The sequence below is a fragment of the Myxococcus sp. AB025B genome, from assembly GCF_006518215.1.
Classification (GTDB): Bacteria; Myxococcota; Myxococcia; order Myxococcales; family Myxococcaceae; genus Myxococcus; species Myxococcus fulvus.
This window is the reverse complement of sequence record NZ_SRLW01000204.1, coordinates 1-18,250: the sequence shown is the minus strand read 5'-3', so window position 1 is coordinate 18,250 and position 18,250 is coordinate 1. Positions and strand designations below refer to the sequence as shown.

The window sequence follows — 18,250 nt, the reverse complement described above, 5'->3', positions numbered from 1 at the left end:
GGCGGAGGGCGGCGGCACGCTGGGCTTCCGTCTGAGGTACGGGGCCGAGGACATCCGGCGCGAGCTCTTCGAGGCGGCCGTGCGCCACGACTGGTGCCTGCTGGAGGTGAAGCGGCAGCACGTCAGCCTGGAGGAGACGTTCCGCAAGCTCACCGGAGGCGAGGGGCCGCGCGAGATGTCCGCGCCCCCGCCTTCGCTGGCGGCCTGAGCGGCCGCCTTCTGGATTCCGGAGTCACGAACGAGGTGGAGAATGGGCACGACGCTGGCTGTCGCCAGACGTGAGTTCAGGAGCTTCTTCAACTCTCCCGTCGCCTACATCGTCATCGGCGTCTTCCTGATGGTGGCTGGCTGGCTGTACTTCAGCACCGTCTTCGTCGCTGGGGAGGCGTCGCTGCGGGGGTTCTTCGGCATCGCGCCGGTGCTGTTCGTCGTCTTCTCGCCGGCGGTGACGATGCGGCTGCTGGCGGAGGAGCGCAAGAGCGGCACGCTGGAGCTCCTCTTGAGCCTGCCGGTGCGCGACTGGGAGGTGGTGGCGGGCAAGTTCCTGGCGGCGCTGGGCATGGTGGCGGTGGGGCTCGTGTGGACGCTGCCCTACGCCCTCACCGTCGCGAGCCTCACCGCGCAGGGCGCGCGCTTCGACTGGGGCCCGGTGGTGATGGGCTACGTGGGGCTGCTGCTGCTGGCGTCCAGCTTCCTGGCGCTGGGGCTGTGGGCGAGCGCGCTGTCGCGCAACCAGATTGTCGGCTTCATCGTGGGGCTGCTGCTGTGCTTCGCGTTCTACTTCGTCGACAAGTTCGCCTTCCTGCTGCCGGAGTCGGTGGCCGAGCTGCTCCAGTACCTCTCGGTGGACCACCACTTCGCGAACATCGCGCGGGGCGTGCTGGATACGCGCGACGTCCTCTTCTACCTGTCGCTCACCACCGTGGGGCTGGCGCTCACCACGCGCACCCTGGGCAACGTCCGTCAGTGAGGTCGCGATGAAATCGCCTGCCGCCAACGCGAACCTGCTCCTGGCCGCCCTCGTCGGCTGCCTGGTCCTGCTCAACATCCTGGGGCTGCGCGCCTTCGGCCGCTTCGATGCGACGCGCGACGACGTCTACACGCTGTCCCAGGCGTCCCGCCAGACGCTGGAGAAGCTCGAGGACCCCGTCACCGTCACCGCCTACTTCACCGACGACCTGCCGCCGCCGTACGCGGGCCACGCGCGCTACGTGAGGGACCTGCTGGAGGAGCTGCGCTCGGCATCGCGGGGGCGGCTGTCCTTCGAGTTCCTGGACCCGATGAGCCAGGAGACGAGCGAGGACCAGGAGACCCGGCGCGAGACGAAGCGCGACATCTTCGGCCGCGTCTTCCGCGAGCCCACGTCGGTGGAGAAGGAACTGGCCGGGGTGGGCGTGCAGCCGGTGGAGATTCGCGTCATCGAGGATGACCAGATGCAGACGAAGCGCGCCTACATGGGCATCGTCATCCAGCATCAGGAGAAGAAGGAGGTCATCCCCGTCGTCCAGGACCCGCGCACGCTGGAGTACGACCTGACGACGCTGGTGCGCAAGCTGACGCGCCCGAAGACGCCGGTGCTCGGCGTGGTGCGCGGCCACGACGCACCCTCGCTGGACGAGCAGCTGCGCGGGCTCCAGGCGCTCCTGGGCCAGACGTACGAGGTCCGCCCGGTGGACCTGGTCGGCGTGGAGCGCGTGGACGCGGACGTGGACGCGCTGCTCGTCATCGGCCCGAGGACGGCGTTCGCCCCGGCGGAGGTGAAGGCGCTGGACCAGTTCATCATGTCGGGCAGGAGCGCGGCCTTCTTCCTGGACGCGGTGCAGGTGGACCTGAAGACCTTCGCGCCGACGGAGGTCGCGCACGGGCTGGGGCCGATGCTGGCCACCTATGGCTTCCACCTGGGGACCCAGCTGGTGGCGGACGTGGAGTCCGCGCAGTTGAGCGTGCAGGAGCGCCGGGGCTTCATGATGGTCGCGATGCCGGTGCCCTATCCGTTCATCCCCCTGCTGGAGCGGCTGGAGGGCGACAGCCCCATCACCGAGGGCCTGTCGGGCGTCACCCTGCCGTTCACCACCGTGGTGACGGCCACCCCCACGGAGGGGGCGCAGGCGACGGTGCTGGCCAGGTCGTCGCGCAAGAGCTGGCTGGAGCCCAGCCCCTTCAACCTGGACCCGCGTCGGGACTGGCGCGCGCAGACGCCCTCGCTGAGCGGACCCCACTCGCTGATGGTGCAGGTGAGCGGCCGGCTGAAGAGTCACTTCGCCGCGGAGGCGCAGGCCAGCGCGCCCACGGGCACACCCGTGCTGGCCGAGAGCCAGGGCGAGCCGCGGGTCATCGTCGCCGGAGGCTCCGCGGCGCTGTGGGACGACTTCCTGGGCCGGCCGAACCAGGCGCTGCTGTTGAACATCGCGGACTGGCTGCTGTTGGACCCGGCGATGTTGAAGATGCGCACGCGGGGGCTGGCGCAGGTGCCGCTCCAGCAGGAGCTGAGCGCGTCCACGCGCAACGCGGTGAAGTTCGGCAATGCCTTCGGAATTCCCCTCGCGCTCGCCGCCTTCGGGCTGGTCCGCTGGCGGCGCCGCGAGGCGCGTCGGGCCACGGTCTGCGTCTGAGGCGTGGGTCACGGGAGAAGCCATGAGGAAGACAACGCTCATCGTCCTGGGCGCGTTCGTGGTGCTGCTCGGGTGGGTGCTGGCCACGCGGGAGCCGCGGGTCAGCGTGGGGGTCCACACGCTGGCGCCGCCGAAGCTGGACAAGGCGAGGGTGACGGGGCTGGAGCTGTCGGGCGCGCGTGCCGCGGTGCTGCGCAAGCACGAGGGCCGCTGGTTCGTCAGCGCGCCCGGCACGCCCGACGTGCGGTACCCGGCGGACGCGGCGCTGGTGGAGGGCGCGCTGGACGCGCTGGCCGAGCTGCGCAAGCCGGACTTCGTCAGCGACCGCCCCGAGCGTCAGGCCGAGTACGAGGTGGATGACGCGAAGGGGTTGAGACTCGCGGTCCTCCAGGAGGGAGGGCCCGCGCTGAAGTGGGTGCTCGGCAAGGCGTCGCGCAACGGCGGCGTGTACGTGCGCGCGCAGGACAGCGCGGACATCTTCGCGCACCGGGGGCGGCTGGACTGGAGCGTGCGCAGGGACGTGAAGGACTGGCGCCAGCGCCGGGTGGTGGAGCTGGAGGTGGACCTGGTGTCCCGGCTGGTGCTGCGCTCGAAGGAGGGCCAGGTGCTGGCGCTGCGCAAGGAGGGCTCGGGCCCCGGGCGCTGGAGCCTCCCGGAAGGCACGCCCGTGCCGCCGGGCTTCCGCTTCGACGCGCGGGCGCCGGAGCGGCTCGTCCAGCAACTGGCGAGCCTGCGGGCCCAGGACTTCGCGGACGGGGACGCGGCGAAGGACTCCGCCACGGGGCTGGGCGGCGCGCACGACAGCGTCGAGGTGGAACTGGAGGGCGGTCGCAAGGTGGTCCTGCGCCTGGGCCCGTCTCAAGAGGGGACGGGCACCGTCGCGGCGCGCGTGGACGGGGACGCACAGGTCTATCTGCTGCCGGCCGCCAGCGTGGAGCCGCTGCGCAAGCGCCTGACGGACTTCCGGGACCTGGGGCTGCTCACCTTCGAGCCCGCGGAGGTGACGACGGTGAAGCTCCAGGCTGGAGCCGAGCGCGTCACCGCCGTGAAGGAGGGCGGAACGTGGCGGCTGACCGAGCCGAAGAAGCTCCCCGACGGGTTCGACTTCGCGCCGGAGCAGGTGGACGCGCAGCTCGCGTGGCTGCACGGCCTGAGCGCGGCGCGGCTGGTGGAGGGGGCCGTGACGGACGCGGCGGCGGGCTTCGCGTCGCCGTCAGCGCTCGTGGAGCTCGCGGTGGAGGGCGCGCCCGCCGGGTGGCTGCGGCTGGGCAAGGCCGTGCCGGGAGCGACGGAGGGGCTCGTCTACGCGCGCAGCTCGGTGGATGGGTTCACGTATGCCGTGCCCGAGAGCGTGCGCGGTCGCCTCGCGCAGGGGGTCGAGCTGTTCAAGCGGCGAGCGCCGCCGAGCTTCGCGGGTGCAGGGCCGCAGGGGCTGGACTCGCTGCCGCCCGAGCTGCGGCGGCAGATCGAGGCGCAGCTCCGCGCGGCCTCTCACTGAGCCGCGTGCGAGGGCGCTTCGCGCCGTGGCCTCCCATGGCGCCATCCACGAGCGCGCCTCGCGCAAGGCGCCTTCACCGTCAGGACGCAGCCTCGCTCGCACGCGCCCCGCCGGGAGGGCGCCTCGTGGTGGGGGCATGGCCGTGAGGGCGCCAGGCCCGGTCGGGGCCCTGCCCTCCGCGGGCGTGGGCGACGTGGCGCCCGCCTCGGGCCGCGCCTCCGCGCGCGGCCCGGGCACGTCAGGCCGCGTTGGCGGTGACGCCTACGTCCTCGACGGCGGCGAGTCGAGGTCGATGCGCCTGGGCCCGGTGGTTGGCCTCGGCCTCTTCGGCGGCCTGCTCCTCGGCGCGGTTCCAGCAGCCCAGCGCCTCCACCCAGCCCTCGAGCAAGTCCATCAGCGCGCTGCGCTGCTCGCCGCCCAGCGGCATCAGCAGGCGCGCCATGCGCTCCTGCACCACCGAGTCCGCGTTCTCCGCCAGCGCCCGTCCCTGCTCGGTGAGCCGCACGCGCACGCGCCGGCGGTCATGCCGCACCGAGCGCTCGCGCTGCACGAGCTTGGCATCCTCCAGCCGGTCCAGCAGGCGGCTCAGTCGGGGCAGGGCGATGCCGCCCAGGCGGTCGGCGAGCACGTTGACGGGCAGCAGGCTCTCGGCCTTCAGCCACCAGATGGCCTGGACCTCCATCGGGTCCAGCTCATGGTGAGGCAAGGCACCCAGGGGACTTGCGAGCGCGCCACACCGCGCCACATCGATGACCAGGTTGCGTAACCGCGCCACCTGAACACGCACTTCCGCCGAAAGCTCGGTCATCTTCGTGCCTCCGCCTCGCGGACACCGTCTCCCCGAACCGGCCCTTGGGAGTCCGTCGGTCGCCCGCCGTGAATGGAGGGCTTTCGCCCCCTGCTTGGGGACGTGAACGTGGCGGCGAAGGAGGCATATCGGACCCGTCGGAATATTTCCGGATCCGCGGGGAAGCCCTCACCCCGCCTGCTGGGGTCGCTGGGCCTTGGCCTTGGCGTGGGCCTTGTCGAAGCCCTCGTAGAAGCGCACGGCCTGCTCACCCACGCGCTGGATGTGCTGGTTGTTGAAGTACGCGGTGATGGGGGCGGCGACCAGCGGCATGGCGCGCCCCAGCGTGTGCATCCCGCCCTTCTCCAGCACCATCGCGGCCAGCTTCCCCATCACCTTGGGGCTGGAGCGCTGCACGGGGCCCAGGCCGTTGGCGTAGCCGAACAAATCCAGCATCTCCCCCCGGGCGCGCTCGCTCTTGAGGTTCACCTTGTAGAGCGTGGCCACGTCCGTGAGCAGGATGATCTGCAGATAGGACATGAACAGCAGGTCCGCGGGCAGCGCCACCAGGCCGAAGACGCCGCTGACGCCGCCCACCATGCTGGCCAGGTTCTTCTTGTCGTCCACCAGACGTTGGGCAAGCTCCCGGGTGTCCGCGCGGGGGTAGCGCTTCTCCAGCTCCGCCACCCGCACCCGGGCCCGCTTCGTCTCCTGCAGGACGATGTCCGACAGCCGCGCCGAGCCGAGCTTCTTGAGCTCCGCCGGGGTCAGCTTCTTGATGAAGGCCAGCCGCTCGGCCACGCTGTCGTAGAAGGCCATGAGGTGTGTCTCCCGCCTCGGGTTGTCCCGGGTCCTCTAATAACCCCGCTCGGCGAGGTAGAGGTCCACCAGCGCGCCTTCCTCGTACCAGGCGTGGCGCATCTCCGCGTTGAACCAGCGCGAGTCCGGCTTCGCCCCGCGCACCTCCAGCTTCACCTGGTTGGGCGACGTGTCGATGACCGCCGCGCGCGCCTTGCACGCATGGCCCGGCTCCTCGCCGTAGCCGCCCTCCAGGCAGACCTCGTCACCGACCGACAGGCGCCGCGTGTACTCGGTGGCCAGGTAGAGCGCCTCGTCGCAGTGGCCGCGCACCGAGGACTTCCCGTGGCCGGCGCAGCGCGTCTGGGGCGGCGCCTTGATGACGGGGATGGCCCCGTAGAGAGGGTCTTCGTCGTTGGGGTTGGGCCGGAACGAGCCCACCCCGGAACATCCGGAGAGTCCCAGCGCGAACACGCTGACTCCCGCCCACAGCCGCCTCATCGTGATGGTGCCTCCGGGGCCATGGGCCCCCCTCTAAAAGGTGGGGCGAGCATGGCAAAAGGCGCGCGGAGGCGAAAGCCGACGGCGGGCGGACGCCTGCCCTCAGGCAATGCGGCGAGCGGGTCCCGGAATCTCCTCCGTCTGGCCCGGCACGATTCGGTTGGCCGCGTCGACGAAGACGACCTTGGGCTTCCAGTCGCGGGCCTCGGCGTCCTCGACCTCGGCGAAGGTCGCGATGATGACCAGGTCGCCGGGCTTGTTGAGGTGCGCGGCGGCGCCGTTGATGCAGATGACGCCGCTGCCGGGCTCGCCCTCGAGGGCGTACGTCTCCAGGCGCGTGCCCTGGGTGACGTTCCAGATGGCCACCTTCTCGTTGGCGATGATGTCCGCCGCACGCAGGAGGTTCAGGTCGATGGTGACCGAGCCCTCGTAGTCGAGGTCGGCCTGGGTCACCGTCGCGCGGTGGATCTTGGACTTGAAGAGGATGCGGCGCATGGCGTGTGTCCCACGAAGGGCGCCCAACCGTAACGGCTGGAGCGCCCTGGGACAACCTTCCGGTGCGCCCCTGCCCGCCCGCCGCCCGGACGGGCGTCATTTCACGATGTTGACCAGCTGGCTCAGGTTGAGCGGGACGGACTGCGAGTCCGAGGTGAGCTTGCCGTCCAGGCTCAGCTTGGCGTTGCCCCCCGAGCGCAGGGCCGCGGCGGCGGAGGCGGCCCGGGCGAAGTGGATGGTGAGCGGCAGCGTCACCTGCTTCGTCCCGCTGCCGTCGAGCATGCCCAGGTTGCCGGTGGACAGCGTACCCACATCCGCGCCGGCGACCTTGAGCGCGCCGGTGATGCCGGCGACGGGCAGGGGGAAGCTGTTGCGGTTGGTGATGGCCAGGGGGAACTCGACGGTGGCGCTGGTCAGCCCGATGTTGGTGATGCGCGGGGGCTGGAAGGCGACCTGGGGAATCTTGGGCACGTCGAACGCACCCTCCTTCTGGAGGGGGAAGGACAGCACGCCGATGGGCGTCTGCACGCCGACGCTGCCCTGGGCCTTGTAGGCGGCGCGGTCCTTGTTGAGGAAGGTCTCCACCACGGGGACGATGTCCGCGAAGCGCACGTTGGCGGGGAAGACCAGCTCGCTCTTGCCATTGGCCTTGAGGTTCAGGCCCTTGCGAGGCTTGCCGGCCACCACCTGCTTGCCCTCGACGAAGAACGAGTAGTCCACCGAGGCCAGCTCCAGCCCGAAGCCGTTGGGGTTGTTGACCTCGTAGACCAGGTCGACGGTGGCGTCGGAGAGCGACGCGCTGGACAGCCGCGCGGTCTTGAAGGTGAGGGTGGGCTTCTTGAAGGCCTTCTTCAGCGCGCTCTGCAGGCCAGCGCAGCCGGCGAGGGTGGTGAAGCAGAGGGCGACCAGGACGAGGGCGAAGCGTTTCATCGTGGGCATGGGCGTATCACCAGACGGCCGCGCCCGCGTGGGATTCACGCTCGGGCGGTGTCGAGGCAATCACTTGCGGGGGCGGGTGTACTACGAGGCCGCAGATGTTAAAGGTCGGTGCGCCCGCACCCTACAGGGAGACACACTTGGCCGGGGCCCACACCCACATCCGCTCCATCCTCCGCCGCCTGGCCTGGGTCCTCGGGCTCGTGGCGCTGGCAGCCTGCTCACGGGGGGGCTCGTCCCCCCAGGCGCGCACCTTGAAGCTCCAGCCCTGCCAGTTGGAGGGGCTGGCGCCCCAGGCGCAGTGCGGCACGCTGGAGGTCTTCGAGAACCGGGAGACGAAGACGGGCCGCAAGCTGTCCCTGCGCGTGGCGGTGGTGCCCGCGCTGGCGGCGCAGCCCCAGCCCGACCCCCTGGTGTTCCTGGCGGGAGGGCCCGGGCAGGCGGCCACCCGGCTGGGCGCCGTGCTGCGCGCGGTGGAGCCCATCCGCCGCCATCGCGACATCGTGCTGGTGGACATGCGCGGCACGGGGGACTCGAGCCCGCTGGACTGCGAGTTCCTCCCGAAGGACGCCGGGCTGGCCGACTACTTCAGCGAAGACGACGACCTGGCGCCGCGCATCCGCGCGTGCCGGGAGCGCTGGGACGCGGACGTGCGGCAGTACACCACGCCCATCGCCATGGCGGACCTGGACGAGGTGCGCGCGGCGCTGGGGTACGAGAAGCTCAACCTCTGGGGCGGCTCCTACGGCACACGCGCGGCGCTGGTGTACATGCGCCAGTATCCGGAGCGGGTGCGCACCGCCATCCTGGACGGCGTGGCGCCCATGGGGTTGTACCTGCCGCTGTACATGCCCCGCGACGCGCAGCGCTCGTTGGAGCTGCTGCTGGCCCACTGCGAGAAGGACGCGGCCTGCGAGAAGAACTTCCCTCGGCTGCGCACGCGCACGGAGGCCCTGCTGGAGAAGCTCTCCCAGGAGCCGGCGCGGGTGCGGGTGGCCCATCCGCGCACGGGCGTGCCGGAGGACATCGTGCTGACGCGCCAGGCCTTCGTCGGAGCGCTGTTCGGGCTGCTCTACAGCGCGGAGGACTCGTCGATGGTTCCGCTGATGCTGGACCGGGTGACGCAAGGTGACTGGGCGCCGTTCGTGGCGCTGAACGTGGGGCGCGGCGAGCGGATGGAGAAGGTGATGAGCCGGGGCCTGCAGATGGCCGTCGTGTGCGCGGAGGACGTGCCGTTCCTCGACACGGCCGCGGTGGAGCGCGAGGCGAAGGGGACGTGGTTCGGCGCGGGCATGGGGCTGGAGATGATGAAGGCGTGCGAGGGCTGGCCCAAGGCGACGGTGCCGGCGGGCTTCCGCGACGCGGTGGTGTCGGACGTGCCCACGTTGCTGCTCTCCGGAGAGCTGGACCCGGTGACGCCTCCGGCGTGGGCGGAGGAGGCGAAGCGCACGCTGAAGAACAGCCTGCACGTGCAGGTCCCGGGCGTGGGGCACAACACGCTGGGCGTCGACTGTGTGCGCAAGCTGATGGTGGACCTGGTGGCGAACGGCCGGGTGGACACGCTGAAGCCCTCGTGCGGCGCGGGACTCGAGCGTCCGCCCTTCTTCACGTCCTTCGCCGGACCGGTACCCTGAGGACGCGACGCGGATGATTCGAGCGACGAAGCTGCACAAGCGGTTTGGCGCCGTGACGGCGGTGGAGGATGTGTCCTTCACCGCCGAGGACGGGAGAATCACGGGCCTGCTCGGCCCCAACGGCGCGGGCAAGACGACGACGCTGCGGATGCTCTACACGCTGGTGCGCCCGGACAGGGGCACCGCGGTGGTGGACGACGTGGACGTGGTGGCGCGTCCCGAGGATGCGCGCCGGGGGCTGGGCGTGCTGCCGGACACGCGGGGCCTGTACCCGCGGCTCACCGCGCGCGAGCACGCGCGCTACTTCGGGGAGCTGCACGGGCTGTCGGGCGCGGCGCTCGACAAGCGCGTGGACGAGCTGGTGGACCTGCTGGACATGAAGGACATCGTCGACCGGCGGGTGGAGGGCTTCAGCCAGGGCGAGCGGGTGAAGGTGGCGCTGGCGCGGGCGCTGGTGCACGGGCCTCGCAACGTGCTGCTGGACGAGCCCACCAACGGCCTGGATGTGATGAGCACGCGCGCGGTGCGCACGCTCCTGCGCCGCCTGCGGGACGAGGGGCGGTGCATCGTCTTCTCCAGCCACGTCATGCAGGAGGTCGCCGCGCTGTGCGAGCGCGTCGTCGTGGTGGCGCATGGCCGGGTGGTGGCGGAAGGGACGCCGGAGGCGCTGCGGCAGGCCACCGGCAAGGACAGCCTGGAAGAGGCCTTCGTGGCGACCATCGGCAGTGAGCAGGGGTTGATGCAATGAAGCGGCTGGTGGGCAGTGTCCTGCGCAAGGAGCTGACGGACCACGTCCGGGACCGACGCACGCTCAGCTCCTCGCTCCTGTGGGCGGTGTTCGGTCCGCTGGTGTTCCTGGCGACCTTTCAGCTCATGTCCAACATGATGCGGGACAAGCCGCTGGAGCTGCCCGTGGTGGGCCGGCAGCACGCGCCCAGCCTGATGGCGTTCCTGGAGCGGCAGGGCGTGACGCTGAAGGAAGCGCCCTCGGACTACGAGGCGCGCGTGCGCACGGGTGTGCTGGACGTGGTGCTGGTGGTGCCGGAGGGCTACGGCCGGGACTTCTCCACCGGGCGTACCGCGGACGTGAGCCTCATCATGGACAGCTCGCGCACGGCGGCGCGCAAGTCGGTGCAGCGCGCGCGGATGATGGTGGAGCTCTACTCGCGGCAGGTGGGCGACCAGCGGCTGTACGCGCGCGGCATGGCGCCGGAGCTGGCGATGCCGGTGGACGTGGAGGAGCTGGACCTGTCCACGCCCGAGCGCACCGCGGCCACGCTGTTCAACATGCTGCCGCTGTTCCTGGTGATGGCCACCTTCACGGGCGGCCTGCAGGTGGCGAGCGACACCATGGCGGGTGAGCGCGAGCGTGGCTCGCTGGAGCCGCTGCTGCTCAACCCGGCCCCGCGCGGGGCGCTGGTGGCGGGCAAGTGGCTGGCCACGGTGACGATGGCGGCGAGCACGGTGCTGGTGTCGCTCGTGGGCTTCGTGCTGGTGGTGCGCGCGGTGCCGCTGGAGGAGCTGGGGCTCAAGGCGCGCATGGACCTGCCCATCGTCCTGGGGATGGTGCTGGCGGTGCTGCCGCTGACGCTGGCGGCCTCGGCGGTGCAGCTGTGGGTGTCCACCTATGCGCGCTCGTTCAAGGAGTCGCAGACGTACCTGAGCCTCTTGACGGTGGTGCCGACGCTGCCGGGCATGTTGCTGGCGATGTCGCCGGTGCAGACGCAGACGTGGATGTTCGCGGTGCCGGTGGCGGGCCAGCAGATGCTCGCGGCCGAGGTGATGCGGGGCGAGGCGCTGGGGCCCTTGCCCTTCCTGCTCGCCGCGGCGTCCAGTGTGCTGCTGGCGCTCGTCGCCCTGCGTGTGACCACGGGGTTGCTGTCGAAGGAGAAGATTGTGTTCGGCCGGGCCTGAGCAGTGTCGTCGAGGCGTCGGTTGGGGCTGGGGGCTGGCCGACGCCGGGTGACATTGGCGGGAGGTTGGCTTCCAATGGGGTGTGATGACACCCGAGAGAGAAGCCCTCCTGCCCCTCGCCCCGGCCTCCGTGGCCACCGCCCAGGGCGAGCCCCGATTCGGCACGTACCAGGGTGAGCTGCCCGAGGTGGACCTGCCCCGGTTGCTGGGCCGCTGGGCGCCCGAGCGCACCACGCGGCTGCTCAAGCGCAAGCGGTGGCACTACACCTTCACGGCGACGCCGGAGGTGGCCGCGCTCTTCGCGGTGGTGGACCTGGGCTACTCGGCGAGCGCGTTCGCGGTGGCGTTGGATTTGCGCGAGCGCAAGCCGCTGTGTGACGTGAGCTTCCTGGGCGTTCCCTGGCCCATGGTGTCCTTGGGGGACAAGCCCGGCGCGGGGCTCGACGCGTCGTTCCGCACGTTGGGTGGGAAGCTGGCCATCCGTCGGGGCGAGGAGGACGAGCGCTACCAGGTGGAGGTGGACGTCAGCCGCGTGCGCACGGGCAGTCTCAACACGTTCCAGTGGAACGGGGAGATGTTGGTGGCGGGTGGGCCTCCCGCGCTGACGGTGATTGCGCCGGTGCAGGGGGACGGGCTCGTCAACGTCACGATGAAGCGCAACGGGCTGTTGTCCTTCGGCGGCATCGAGGCGGGCGGCAAGCGCTTCCGGCTGGACGGGGGTGTGGGCGGCATCGACTACACGCAGGGGTACCTGGCGCGGCACACGGCGTGGCGCTGGGCGTTCGCGGCGGGGCGGCTGGCGGATGGGACGCCGGTGGGGCTGAACCTCGTGGAGGGCTTCAACGAGACGGCGACCGAGGCGAACGAGAACGCCTTCTGGCTGGGGGACCGGCTGTATCCGCTGGCGCGCGCGCGGTTCGAGTACGACACGAAGGATTTGCTCGGGCCGTGGCGGATGACGACGGTGGACGGCGCGGTGGACCTGCGCTTCACGCCGTTCTACGTGCACCGCGAGGAGCGCAACCTGCGGCTCATCATCAGCCACTTCGCCCAGCCTGTGGGCTTCTTCGACGGCACGGTGACGGTGGGGGGGCGGACGCACCAGCTCTCGCACGTCCCCGGCGTGAGCGAGGACCAGGACATGCTCTGGTGACGTCCGGCCGCCCGGGCTCGCATCGAGCGTGGAGCCCGGGGCCGGAGGCGCTAGGCTGGGAGGCCCACGCCGTTGGTCCGGAGTGAGCCCATGTCGTCGTGTCCGCACTGCGGTCAGCCGCTTTCCGATGCTCGCGTCTTCGCGTGCCCGTCCTGTGGGCAGAGCGTGGGGGCGTCCGCGCGTGGAACGGAGTTGCCGGACGACGCCTCGGAGTCCGCGCGTCGGGCCGCGGAGGCCACGGGGCGCGCGGTGCGCACGGTGCTCGAGGACCCCCGGCTGCGTGAGCGGCTTCCTGGGGGCTCGTTGCCGCTGCTCGGGTCGGGGCTCGTCGCCGCGGCGGTGCTGCTGCCGGGGCTTCCCTTCATCAGTGGGACGATTGGCATCCCGTGGTCGGTGGTGATGCTGGGCGGGAGCCTCTTGCTCGGTGCTCGGGAGTGGAGCGCGGCGGGGCGACCTGTTCCTCCGCTGCTGGAGCAGCTCGCGCGGATGGCCACGTCCGCCACGTTCCTGCTGCTCTACACGTCGTTGGTCATCACCTTCGCGTTCCTCTCGCTCGGCTTCGGGTTGGTGCCGCTGGTCTGGGTCGCGGCCGCGGTGGTGCTCGGGTACGTGCAGTGGCGCGTGTTCCAGGCGTCGGCCGCCGCGATGCCGGAGCTGCGTCCCGCGCCGGGGGCCGCGCGGTTGAAGCTGTGGGTGCTCAGCGGCGCGGCCGTGTGCGCGGTGTCGCTGCTGCTCACGTGGGGCTCGGGGATGCGGACGTGGACGTCGCTGGGAGGCTACGGCTACGACAACAACCTCGTGCACGAGGTGGACAGCACCGGTCGCTCCACGGGGCACTCGTACATCGAGGGTCGTTACGGGTGGCAGCCGGGCATCACCAACACGTTCACCTCGTTCGCGACGTCCGGGCGTGCTCGGCCCGGTGCGCCGCTGGTCGTCATGGCGCTGATGTCGCTCGCCATGCTGGCCGCCGTGCCCCGGCTCCGCGAGGCGATTCCGTCCCAGACGCCCTACATCCTGGCGGGTGCCATCACCGTGTGGGGGCTGCTGGGCCTGTCCATGCGGCTGGGGCCGCTGGTCTTCCTGGCAGGTGCGCTGGCCATCGACTTCGCCCTGTACCAGGCCCACCGCGCGGAGAACGCGCGGGAGGAGCCTCCACCCGGCGGCGGCGACTCAGCGAGCTCCGGCCCGACGAGCACCTGAGACACGGGCCCGCCGTCATGGCGAGCCCGCGGTCTCACTTGCCCGCGCGGCGTGACTCGACGATGGCCTTGAACGAGCGGCTGCGCAGCTCGTCCAGCGTGAGCCCCGTGGCGAGCACTTCTTCCTGACTGAGCGCGCCACAGCTCGAGCCGCGCAGGAAGAAGTTGAGCAGGCCCTGGCCCGTCGCAGCGTCGTCGAACACGTCGCCCACCAGCGTCGCCTGCGCCGCCTTCTCCATGAAGGCCTTGAGCCGCCGCGTGGCCGCGTCCAGCCCTTCGAGGAAGAACGCATACACGGCCGCGTAGCGCACCGGGAGCTGGGCCGGATGCAAATCCCACCCCTGATACCAGCCGCGCTCCAGCGAGTGCCGGATGTGGCGATACGACAGCTGCCACACCCGCTGCACCGCCTCCGCGTTCTCCCTCAGCTGCGTGGGCAGGAGCGCCGTGTCTGCCTGCTTGCGATGCGGAGGCACCGGCATGACGTTCGTCGCGCCGTCCGCCATCTGGATGCCCGTGCCCGCGAGCGACACCTGCACCAAATCCCTCAGGAAGTCACAGGCCGGGTGCAGCATGCTCTGCACATGCGCGCTGACGCTGAGCGCCGCCGTGTAGTCATACAGCCCCAGGTGCACGCTGGAGCATCGCCCCGCCCCCGCGGCCACCAGCGCCGACAGGTGCAGCTTCCCCTCCCGGTCGAACAGGGCCTGCGGCGTCTCCACCATCAACTCCAGCCCCAGCGCCCCCTTCTCCAGGCCGTGCTCCGTCTCCAGCACCTCCAGGATGCGCGCGAGCGCGGCCACCTGCTCGGGCAACGCGACCTTGGGCAGCGTGACCACGAATGACGGCGGCAGCTTCCCGCCGCTCTGCTCCAGCAACGTCGTGACGAACAAGTCCAACGTGCGCGACGCCCGCTCGAACAGCTCCTCGCTGAACGACTTCACCCGGATGCCGATGAACGGCGGCAACGTCCCCTGCTCGAGCCCCCGCGCCAGCTCCTTCGCGGCGGAGACGGCGTGGCCATCCTCCTCCGCGTCGGAGCGGTGGCCGTAGCCGTCCTCGAAGTCGATGCGGTAGTCCTCCACCGGCTCGCGCTGGAGCTTGTCCACCACGCGCTCGTACACGCGCTGGGCGAACCTCCCGCGCTGGGGCAAGCCCAGCCCGTGCGCCAGCTCGGCCGAGTCCGGCGCATAGTCCTTCAACGCACCCAGGGCCAGGTCCCCCAGCTTCCGCGCCGCCTCCGCGCGGAAGAGGTGCGCCCCGCCGTACACGACGTGCACCGGCTGGCGACGCGGGGAGTCCCCCGGATACGTGCGTGAGAGCTCGGCGTTGGCTCGCCGGAGGGACTCACGCACGCTGGAGAGGCTGTTGGGTGTCAGGGTGGTCTTCATCGAGTGCCTCTCGAACGACGGCTCACGCTACTTCTGGCGCTTCAGCCAGGCGCTGACCTCCGGGCCGCAACGCTCTCGCAGCTCCACGTCCTGCGACAGCCGCTCCAGCGTCTGCGCCGTGGCCTGCTGCGCGTCGTTCACCGGCTGCTCCTTGAGCAGCGTCCGCACCGCGTCCAGGTGCTCGCGCGTGAGCAGCATGCCCAGCGACTCCACGATGCGGCGCACCAGCATCGGCGCGCCCCCCGTACGAGCGACCACGTCCTTCCACTGCTTGCGCATCTGCGCCCACCACGACTCGCGGCCCGTGCGGTTGGCGAGCAGGCCCGTGGCGAAGCTCGCCACGTCCTGCGTCTTCACCGTGTCCGAGAAGAACAACGCGCGCGCACGCTCGGCCAGCGCGGGCTCCTCGAACGCCGTGAGCGCCATCAGGTAGCGGCGCTGCGTGGCCGGGTCCGGCTCGCCAGGCATCCGCTGCAGGAAGATGTCGAACAGCTCCGCGTCCCCCGAGCGCGCCGCCATGGACACCGCGGCGTCGAGCAGGTTGGGCTCCAGCGCGTCACGCTCGCCCTTGAGCATCAGCGTCACCCGACGCCGCGCCTCCTCGAGCACCTTCGGCTCACGCGCCAGGCCACCCACCGCGCGCACCAGCGCCGCGCGCCGCAGCTTCACCCGGTCCGTCTCGCCGGCCAGCGCCTGCCACCCGAGCTTCTCCAGCCCCGGACCCAACAGCCGCGCCACCCACGCGCGCACCCGCGCCTGGTCCTCGCCTTCCACCAGCCGGCTCTCCACGTACGCCAGCCGCCCCACCAGCTCGTCCAGGACGGAGTCGTCCTCCTCGTTCCCGAAGAGCGCGGCCAGGTCCAGCAGGTCCCCCACCGTCGCCCGCCCCGAGCGCACCAGCGCCCACTGGTCCGCCAGCAGGGAGATGCGCTCCGACGGCGCCAGCGCGTGCAGGTTCGCCGACAGGCCCGCGAGCGTCGCCTTGTCGTAGGCCACCCGGTAGAAGCCCGTGGAGCCCGCGTTGGCGCACAGCCACTTCACCGCGCCCGAGCCCGCCTCCAGCTTCACCGTGGCCTGCTTGTCGCGCAGCAGCACCCGCTGCTCCTTCACGCCGCTGGCGTCCTCGTAGCGGAGCACCATGGGCACCGGCCACTTCTCCTCGCTCCACGCGCCGGGCTCCGAGTAGAAGCGCTCCTGTGACAGCGTCACCTCCCGGCCCTCCACGTGCGCCGTCACCAGGGGGAAGCCGCTCTGGCCCACCCAGGCCGTGGCCAGCTCCTCCACCGGCTGCTTCGCCGCCTCACCCAGCGCGTTCCACAAGTCCTCCTTCACCGCGTTGGCGCGCGCGTGCCGGCGCATGTACAGCCGGATGCCGTCGCGGAAGGGGCCCTCGCCGAGGAACCCTTCAATCATGCGCAGCACCGCGCCGCCCTTCTCGTACGTAATCGCGTCGAAGCTCTCACCGGCCTCACCCGCGTTGTTCACCTCGCCGTGGATGGGGTGCGTGGACTTGAGCGCGTCCAGGAACAGCGCGCTGGTGCGGTGCGAGTCGAAGTCCAGCCACATCCGCCACTCGGGGCGCCACTGGTCCACAATCTTGAAGGCAATCCACGTGGCGAACGCCTCGTTGAGCCACAGGTCGTCCCACCACACCATGGTCACCCAGTTGCCGAACCACTGGTGCGCCAGCTCGTGCGTCACCACCTCCGCCACGCGCTTCTGCACCGACAGGGGCGCGGTGGCCGGGTCGAGCAGCAGCGCCACCTCGCGGTAGGTAATCAGGCCGGCGTTCTCCATCGCGCCCGCCTCGAAGTCCGGGATGCCCACCTGGTCCACCTTGGTGAAGGCATACGGCAGGTCGAAGTACTCCTGGAGTCGCGGCAGCACCGCGAGCGCCACGTCCTGGCCGAAGCGCGTCAGGTGCTTCTTCTCCTCCAGGGCCCAGGTGCGCACGGGCACCGTGCCCACGTGCTCGACGGGCGTGCCCACCAGCGGGCCCACCACGAGCGCGATGAGGTAGCTGCTGAGCACCTCCGTCTCCTGGAACGTCACCTTCGTCAGCGCGCCGTCCTGCTCCTCCTTCACCACCGGGCCGTTGCCCAGCACGGCGAGGCCCTGGGGCACGCGGACGCTCAGCGACCACTTTGCCTTGAAGGCCGGCTCGTCGAACGAGGGGAAGACGCGGCGGGCGTCCGCGGCCTCGAACTGCGTGGCCGCCACCTTGCCCGCCGCGTACAGGCCGCGCAGGCCATCCGTGAAGGGCCCCGTCCAGGCCACGTCCAGCTGCGCCTCGCCCGGGGGCAGCGGCGCGTCGAACGTCAGCCGCACCGTCTCGCTCACGGCGTTGACCTGGAGGGAGGAGGGCTTGTGCGACGCGCCACCCTTCGCGCGGAACGTCACGTCCCCCAGCTTCAGGGAGATGGCGTGGAGGATGATTTCGCGCGTGGGCTCCGCCAGCGTCACGTCCACGGTCTGCTGACCGGAGAAGGTCTTCGCCTCCAGGTCCAGGGTCAGCGTGGCCGCGTAGCGCTGGGGGCGAACGGTGAGGGGAAGGCGGAAGTTCTTGTCTTCGGTCGGATGCGCCATAGGGAGGCGGAATCTAGCCTCGCTCAGGGCGCGCGTTCCCACTTCTGTCACGCCGGTGCAAGAAACCTGTCGCCGGCCGGGTGGGGTGTCGTCCGCCACACCCTTCCCGCGGGCCTATCCCCGAGCCCTCTTCGAGCCGCGCGGGACGGGCCTGGGCACCAGCTGGTGGAAGAGGCTGGATTCGCGCTCGAAGAAGCCCTCGGTGTGGAAGGAGTGGGGCAGCTCCAGGAGCTGGAAGTCCAGGTGGTGACACAGCTCGTGCAGCAGCGTGCGCAGGTACGTGCGGAAGGCCACGACGCGCGCCTGCTTCGCGGTGCGCATCCAGACCTGGAGGCGGGGGAGGCGCCCGGCCTCCCACGTGTACAGGCCGTGCAGCTCACCCTCCTCGGAGGACGGGCGGACCTCCAGCACCTGGACCCGGACGGTGGCCACGTCCAGCCGCTCGCACAAGGCCTCCGTCAGGGCCTGGCTCGCGCGCTCCAGGGGGGCCCGGGCTCCGCTGGCCAGCGTCTCACGCACGGCGTCGACGAGGGGGGACAGCGCCCCGGGGGCCCTCACCCGCAGGGACTTCACCCCGTCGCTCATGCGGTAGACGCGCTGCTGCTCGGGGTCGAGGTGCTCGTAGTAGGCGAAGGGCACGGGGTGGCCGCGCACTCTAGGCGAGTGACGCGTGGCGTGATGCGTCGAGGTGCCAGGAGGACGACTCGCCGGGGCAGGGTGGGAAAGGGATTGCTCATGGGAGG

16 protein-coding genes and 1 pseudogene are annotated in these 18,250 nt (G+C 71.1%); 9 read left to right on the top strand and 8 right to left on the bottom strand.

Features of this window, described 5'->3' with window-relative positions; all coding sequences use genetic code 11:
• The 4 genes and pseudogenes from FL311_RS28715 to FL311_RS28700 form a co-directional block, all read left to right on the top strand.
• Positions 1–208: pseudogene (locus FL311_RS28715) on the top strand (ABC transporter); the annotation flags it as partial.
• Positions 209–250: 42 nt separating this feature from the next.
• Positions 251–970, top strand: coding sequence for an ABC transporter permease subunit (locus FL311_RS28710; RefSeq protein WP_141330003.1), 720 nt, complete (start codon positions 251–253; stop codon positions 968–970).
• A gap of 7 nt (positions 971–977) precedes the next feature.
• The gene (locus FL311_RS28705; protein ID WP_141330001.1) at positions 978–2,612 is read left to right on the top strand and encodes a GldG family protein; all 1,635 of its coding nucleotides are present in this window, start codon (positions 978–980) and stop codon (positions 2,610–2,612) included.
• A 22-nt stretch (positions 2,613–2,634) separates the two neighbouring features.
• Complete coding sequence (locus FL311_RS28700; RefSeq protein WP_141329999.1) at positions 2,635–4,110, top strand: DUF4340 domain-containing protein; 1,476 nt, start codon at positions 2,635–2,637, stop codon at positions 4,108–4,110.
• 238 nt (positions 4,111–4,348) lie between these two features.
• Here FL311_RS28700 and FL311_RS28695 read toward each other — a convergent pair whose 3' ends face one another.
• From FL311_RS28695 to FL311_RS28675, 5 genes are all read right to left on the bottom strand, one after another.
• Positions 4,349–4,918 carry a MarR family winged helix-turn-helix transcriptional regulator gene (locus tag FL311_RS28695; RefSeq protein ID WP_046716623.1) on the bottom strand — a complete coding sequence of 190 codons (570 nt, stop codon included), beginning with the start codon at positions 4,916–4,918 and terminating at the stop codon, positions 4,349–4,351.
• A 168-nt stretch (positions 4,919–5,086) separates the two neighbouring features.
• Positions 5,087–5,716: an EcsC family protein gene (locus FL311_RS28690; protein ID WP_141329997.1), complete on the bottom strand. Its 630-nt coding sequence runs from the start codon at positions 5,714–5,716 to the stop codon at positions 5,087–5,089.
• 36 nt (positions 5,717–5,752) lie between these two features.
• On the bottom strand, positions 5,753–6,196 hold the full coding sequence (locus FL311_RS28685; protein WP_141329995.1) for a hypothetical protein: 444 nt from the start codon (positions 6,194–6,196) through the stop codon (positions 5,753–5,755).
• 102 nt (positions 6,197–6,298) lie between these two features.
• Positions 6,299–6,691, bottom strand: a complete 393-nt coding sequence (panD, locus tag FL311_RS28680) for an aspartate 1-decarboxylase (protein WP_141329993.1) — start codon at positions 6,689–6,691, stop codon at positions 6,299–6,301.
• 96 nt (positions 6,692–6,787) lie between these two features.
• Entirely contained in the window at positions 6,788–7,630 is an 843-nt protein-coding gene (locus FL311_RS28675) for an LEA type 2 family protein (RefSeq protein ID WP_141329991.1), read from the bottom strand.
• A 137-nt stretch (positions 7,631–7,767) separates the two neighbouring features.
• Between FL311_RS28675 and FL311_RS28670 the strand changes: the two genes are divergently transcribed.
• The 5 genes from FL311_RS28670 to FL311_RS28650 all read left to right on the top strand — a co-directional run bounded on the left by FL311_RS28670 (position 7,768) and on the right by FL311_RS28650 (position 13,531).
• The gene (locus tag FL311_RS28670; RefSeq protein ID WP_228557139.1) at positions 7,768–9,261 is read left to right on the top strand and encodes an alpha/beta hydrolase; all 1,494 of its coding nucleotides are present in this window, start codon (positions 7,768–7,770) and stop codon (positions 9,259–9,261) included.
• A gap of 13 nt (positions 9,262–9,274) precedes the next feature.
• Positions 9,275–10,009 carry an ATP-binding cassette domain-containing protein gene (locus FL311_RS28665; protein WP_141329987.1) on the top strand — a complete coding sequence of 245 codons (735 nt, stop codon included), beginning with the start codon at positions 9,275–9,277 and terminating at the stop codon, positions 10,007–10,009.
• Positions 10,006–11,175, top strand: a complete 1,170-nt coding sequence (locus FL311_RS28660) for an ABC transporter permease (RefSeq protein WP_141329985.1) — start codon at positions 10,006–10,008, stop codon at positions 11,173–11,175. The genes FL311_RS28665 and FL311_RS28660 overlap by 4 nt, the downstream gene beginning before the upstream one ends.
• 85 nt (positions 11,176–11,260) lie before the next feature.
• The gene (locus FL311_RS28655) at positions 11,261–12,328 is read left to right on the top strand and encodes a DUF2804 domain-containing protein (protein WP_141329983.1); all 1,068 of its coding nucleotides are present in this window, start codon (positions 11,261–11,263) and stop codon (positions 12,326–12,328) included.
• A 90-nt stretch (positions 12,329–12,418) separates the two neighbouring features.
• Positions 12,419–13,531 carry a zinc ribbon domain-containing protein gene (locus FL311_RS28650; protein WP_141329981.1) on the top strand — a complete coding sequence of 371 codons (1,113 nt, stop codon included), beginning with the start codon at positions 12,419–12,421 and terminating at the stop codon, positions 13,529–13,531.
• 34 nt (positions 13,532–13,565) lie between these two features.
• On the opposite strand, the gene FL311_RS28645 is transcribed toward FL311_RS28650, so the two are convergent.
• The 3 genes from FL311_RS28645 to FL311_RS28635 all read right to left on the bottom strand — a co-directional run bounded on the left by FL311_RS28645 (position 13,566) and on the right by FL311_RS28635 (position 18,146).
• Complete coding sequence (locus FL311_RS28645; protein WP_141329979.1) at positions 13,566–14,921, bottom strand: phosphoenolpyruvate kinase; 1,356 nt, start codon at positions 14,919–14,921, stop codon at positions 13,566–13,568.
• A gap of 27 nt (positions 14,922–14,948) precedes the next feature.
• A complete protein-coding gene (locus FL311_RS28640; RefSeq protein WP_141329977.1) occupies positions 14,949–17,507 on the bottom strand; it encodes a M1 family metallopeptidase in 2,559 nt (852 codons plus the stop codon).
• Between the two features lie 114 nt (positions 17,508–17,621).
• Positions 17,622–18,146: a hypothetical protein gene (locus tag FL311_RS28635; RefSeq protein WP_141329975.1), complete on the bottom strand. Its 525-nt coding sequence runs from the start codon at positions 18,144–18,146 to the stop codon at positions 17,622–17,624.
• Positions 18,147–18,250: the final 104 nt, after the last annotated feature.